The organism is Candidatus Arsenophonus triatominarum, assembly GCF_001640365.1.
GTDB classification, from domain to species: domain Bacteria; phylum Pseudomonadota; class Gammaproteobacteria; order Enterobacterales; family Enterobacteriaceae; genus Arsenophonus; species Arsenophonus triatominarum.
In genome coordinates this window covers 1-4,558 of sequence record NZ_LWMI01000050.1, presented here as the reverse complement: position 1 = coordinate 4,558, position 4,558 = coordinate 1, and the positions used below count along the sequence as shown (strand labels likewise).

The window sequence follows — 4,558 nt, the reverse complement described above, 5'->3', positions numbered from 1 at the left end:
TATTACGAAATGATATTACGAAAAAGGACTTTAGGGCTAAAAAACCAGCGCCAAACGTCTAACTTTTATCACTTAACTTATTGATAACCAATGGAAATTCTTATGGTGCCCAGGGCGGGACTTGAACCCGCACAGCCTTAAGGCTGAGGGATTTTAAATCGCGCTTTTTATACTTAATTTTCAATAAGTTAGTTTCATTTTTCGTAATAAAAATAGAATTTTCACCCTATAAAATTCAAACGGTTACGTATTTTTACGTAGCCGTTTTACGAAATTTACTATAGCAATAACAAAGCTGAAATGAAACCATTAGTCAATAACAAAACCTCAATCTCTAACAAATCCACTTACACCCAACCAACAACTAATAGTTAACAACTTCCTCCAACGTTGCTAATATCATGCCCCTGTGATGGGCTGTTTAAGGTTAAATAATGATTAATGAAAATCTAAGCGCCCGAAAAGCGGCTAATTCCAGCCAAGAAAGATAATGATGTTTGAATGGCAAGACTGGCAAATGGTACAGGCGATGCTTGGCGATTTCCAGACGGTGAAATAGTCCACGGGTTTTTTGAGGCTGAGAAAAAAGCCAAAGAGATGGGCGCAGTATTGGAAAAACCGAGTCCTTACCGATTTAGTCCGAGTCATTGAAAATAATGCACATCCACATAATCACCAAATAAAAGGCTTTTTTTTTAAAATGTATTCTATCTCAATAATCATAGTCATTTTTATTTCATTTTTTGCCACCTCTTATTTTTTCCAAAAAATTAATTTTTACCGGAGTTGAAAATAGGATCTTTAAAAGAAAGATATTATTTTATAGACGGGTTGAGGGGTATCGCTGCTATTTGTGTTGTTGTAGGTCATTCTTGGAGAATTGGTGTTAAAGCATTTGATTTCAAAGATTTTTATTATCTTCTTTAGTAGTTTTATTGCCTCTTTCGGTGTTCAACTTTTCTTTTGCATTACTGGATTTTGTTTTTTGATCAAATCATAAAAAAACGAGCCAATATTGATTGGAATAAATTTTATTTGTCGAGAGTGAAGCGCTTAGCTCCGTTATTTTTGTTTAGTACTACTATTGTTTTTTGTCTGTATGCGGTTAGTTTAGAAAAAATATCATTAATTTCATTCAACGATCTTTTTAATGCAATAAAACTTTATTTGTTTGGATTCGGTGGGCAAGTTGATATTCTTGGGAGAAACTCAGGCGTTTAACCGCTGTTTCATGGACGTTACCATACGAAATTCGATTTTATTTTGTCCTACCTTTAGTTTGCTTAGCCTTAAAAAGTAATTACAAAAACTTAGTGTTAATTTTTGTAGTGCTATTAGTAATTAGCAGTTTTGTGGTTGATAAAATGAATCTTTGGCAGAATTTTTTGATGGGGCTTTTGGCGCTTATACGATAAATAAAGTTAATATTAATAATAATATGGCTAGAATTGTTATTTTTTGTGTTGGGTTATTATCTTTAATCGCTTCAACAAATTTCATAAAAGATCATTATGATTTATATAGTTTTGTTTGTTTTTGTTTTTTTTGTATCAATGATTTTATCTAAGCCAAAATTTCTTGCGAAAAAGTTTTTTGTTTTAACTGGTGATGTTTCTTACAGTGTTTATTTAAATCACTCTTTTTTGGTTGCTCTAAGCTATATTTTTTATGCTTTTTTTGGGAAAATTAGCTTAAATATTCCAATAGCAATAGTGATTTATTGCTTTTGCTCTGTCATGGTATGCACATTATCGTTTTTTTCTTTCAAATACATTGAATATCCATTTTTGAAAAAAAATTGATTTCAGTCATCCGCCCATAATCAAAGGGCGGTTTTTGGTTTTTTTTTTTGGTTTTTCTGGCCAATCAATATCTGGTGCAGACGAAACATCAACGCGGTTAACATACACTCTATATCTTTTCCATGTCGCCAACCGATCTTTTTCTTTTTCGGTCGCTATACCCAAATCAACAGCATCTTGCAACGGAGCTATTATCTGTCCCGCTTCTAATAAAAGCCCACGCTTGTCAGATTCAGCTCTTGCTACGAGTTTTTCTTTCGTGGGTGGTGGGTACATTTTCCACTCAGGCAGTCCATTTTTTCCAGCAACCATGTACTTTTCTAAAGGGTGCTGTCTAAATTCTTCTGCCATTTCATCAGAGATGAAAACCGCATCATCAGGCCAGCTACCTGCATCGATATATACTTGTTTAATTGATGCATTGTAAATTACGTTTTCTTTTGCGCTGTAGACAAAATTTTGATTTTCCATATTAATATCCTATTCCAAAAACGACGACAGTAGAAGGTGAAGCGCTATAACCAGAAGCCACTTCAACCTGAAATTTGTCAATAATTTTAGACCCTGTTACAGGGCTTTTGCTTGTGTCATAAGTCGTTTTATTTAATGATGTCATTGTTGTAATGCAATCGTTCGGAAAAGGAGTAGTCCATTTAAACGTTTTAGATATCATTTTTCCAGCCTCGGCTTTATCAAGCCCCACTGTCATCCACTGAAACATAAAATCTTTTTCTTCCGCGCCAATAATCGCCGGAAAAAATATGACCGGATTTGTTCGCTATCGCAGTCGCAGCCTTAAGCAAAGCTGCCGGACCAAGGCCAAGGTTATTTCTGCTCCGCTTTGTTTTTAACCTCAGATAAATTGTTATTTATTTTAAGACAGTCTTTCAATGCATCGGTTATCACTTTTTGACTGATCACTTTATCTGTCGCGTTGCCCGTAGTTTGTAAGACGCTTGCTTTATCGAGTTTTTGTTGACTTCCTCAATACTCACCGTTTTCGCCAAGTCATAAGCAATTTTGACGGCTTTAGGTGTGGCGGCTTGCGTTTCATCATCGCTATTCGTAGCACTGCTGAGTTTTGTAATTCCTGCTACTGTTTTTGTGGCGGCTGGCACGGTGTTATTCACGTTTTTCGATAAGGCACTGATGAGTCCGGTTTTCAGTTTATCGACGTTGCCGTCGTCGAGTACATCACTGTTATTGGTTTCCGCAATAAACTGTGCCACCACGTGCGCTATCATCGATGCCTGCCGCCAGACGGTGTTAAGTTCCTGTGAACGCGCAACACCTGCACTAAAACCATTATTGCGGGCGGTGAGTTTCTGATACTCCTCTGCCAGCAATACGTTAGCCCCGTCTGCGATACCAAACGGTAATATTTCATTTTTTGCCATGATTATTCCTTACAATTTGACTGACCAGCTACCGACATCAAAGCCGTCGATATAACGATTGTTGACATCAAATCCAAAAATGCCGTTATCACCTTCGGAACCGGTATAGGCGTTGAGTCTTACGCCTTCGGGCTTAATATTGAGATAGCCCTGTTTGATAACCGCTTTTGTCACTTCCGGTATCACCCACCGGTGAGATACACATCCATCGACATATCCTGATTGTCGATAAAAAAGATTTTTACCGTTTCATCAGGGATTACGCCCTGATAAATTTCTGAAAGCATCTCGCTTGTGCCATTCCAGTGATTTGCTCGGATTTTTGCTCTTAATATGAAGCGGTAGGTTTCGTCATCAAGCTCAGTAAAACCACTATCAGCATCAAAGCGCCGTTTCCAGCTCCCCTGGTCAAAGCCCACCTTTTCGGTATCCAGTGAAAATAGACCCCTTTTATCAGCGTTTTGACAAAACGTGATAAGCCTATCCATTCGCCGACGGCATCCAGTTGTTTACCCGTTGCCGTATCAATACTGAAAAACGCATTAAGCTGTGAGGCTAAGGCTGAAATATCCCTCAAAGAGCGTGTCATTAACTCAATATGTTGTGTAAACTTATCTGCTTGACGATGTTGTGGGGTGATGTACTCGGTGTAATCTCTCATGAGGCCACCACCAGTTTGACGTTATCCTCACGACAACTAACGGCTTCATTAAAAGCCACGATTAAATTTTCTTCTTTCACGCTTTCTGGTGTTCTACCAATCTTTAACGACGTAATATCAAACGTTTTCCCTTCTTCATCGCCAGGTAGATTTGCCGGTGAATAAAGACGGGTCAGATACAGATTGTCGCCAATGAGTTGTTGGTTGATATAGCCTGCAACTTTACGTCGGATTTTATCACCGGTGAGGGTGGTAAACCCCAAAAAAGCGGTTAAGTCGATTTCCACATGCACATCGACAGTTTTAGCCGGGAAAAGCGAATCGTAATTGGCATATCGTAACGGTCTTTTACTGTCACGGTATCACCATACGTGCCTGCCCCTGGGGTTTTCTTTTGTGCGATTGCGTTGGCAATCGTGTTGACATCGCCACCGTCCACAATCATCGCAATGGAATGGGGAGAAATACCGTTTTTATCCGTTTTACTAGTGTCATTCTCAAAACCGCGTTGCCTCGTTACCCCTGGTATCAGGCTAATCGCGCCCTGTATACCTTCCAGTACCGTACGTGAAGGGAGTGAGACCGATTTGCGCTGCCGCTCCCGTAATTGATTATCCGTTTCAATCGGCCTACCTTGTGTTGCGGGTTTGGGATTGTTCACCGTTTGCCAGCCTCGTGTGGGCGTGGCTATCTCGGTT

At 39.0% G+C, this 4,558-nt stretch carries 5 protein-coding genes and 2 pseudogenes; all 7 read right to left on the bottom strand.

All coding sequences use genetic code 11. The features are described 5' to 3' along the window. Nucleotides 1-1,808: 1,808 nt before the first annotated feature. On the bottom strand, nt 1,809-2,273 hold the full coding sequence (locus AYJ55_RS21225) for a tail fiber assembly protein (protein ID WP_063657813.1): 465 nt from the start codon (nt 2,271-2,273) through the stop codon (nt 1,809-1,811). 1 nt (nt 2,274) lies between these two features. Continuing rightward, nucleotides 2,275-2,511: a hypothetical protein gene (locus AYJ55_RS21220; RefSeq protein ID WP_162505798.1), complete on the bottom strand. Its 237-nt coding sequence runs from the start codon at nt 2,509-2,511 to the stop codon at nt 2,275-2,277. Between the two features lie 208 nt (nt 2,512-2,719). Next, complete coding sequence (locus AYJ55_RS21215) at nt 2,720-3,199, bottom strand: phage tail protein (RefSeq protein ID WP_063657811.1); 480 nt, start codon at nt 3,197-3,199, stop codon at nt 2,720-2,722. A gap of 9 nt (nt 3,200-3,208) precedes the next feature. Beyond that, entirely contained in the window at nt 3,209-3,373 is a 165-nt protein-coding gene (locus AYJ55_RS33915) for a hypothetical protein (protein ID WP_245677507.1), read from the bottom strand. A gap of 8 nt (nt 3,374-3,381) precedes the next feature. Beyond that, a pseudogene (locus AYJ55_RS21210) lies at nt 3,382-3,860 on the bottom strand (baseplate wedge 1 family protein). Then, nucleotides 3,857-4,147, bottom strand: a complete 291-nt coding sequence (locus AYJ55_RS33910; RefSeq protein ID WP_245677506.1) for a hypothetical protein — start codon at nt 4,145-4,147, stop codon at nt 3,857-3,859. The pseudogene AYJ55_RS21210 and the gene AYJ55_RS33910 overlap by 4 nt, the downstream one beginning before the upstream one ends. Then, nucleotides 4,132-4,558, bottom strand: a pseudogene (locus tag AYJ55_RS33905) (hypothetical protein); the annotation flags it as partial. The gene AYJ55_RS33910 and the pseudogene AYJ55_RS33905, both read right to left, overlap by 16 nt.

Bases quoted from the DNA above. Each gene is read 5' to 3' on its own strand.
- AYJ55_RS21225 (WP_063657813.1), bottom strand. From the start codon at position 2,273: ATGGAAAATCAAAATTTTGTCTACAGCGCAAAAGAAAACGTAATTTAC.
- AYJ55_RS21215 (WP_063657811.1), bottom strand. From the start codon at position 3,199: ATGGCAAAAAATGAAATATTACCGTTTGGTATCGCAGACGGGGCTAAC.
- AYJ55_RS21220 (WP_162505798.1), bottom strand. From the start codon at position 2,511: ATGACAGTGGGGCTTGATAAAGCCGAGGCTGGAAAAATGATATCTAAA.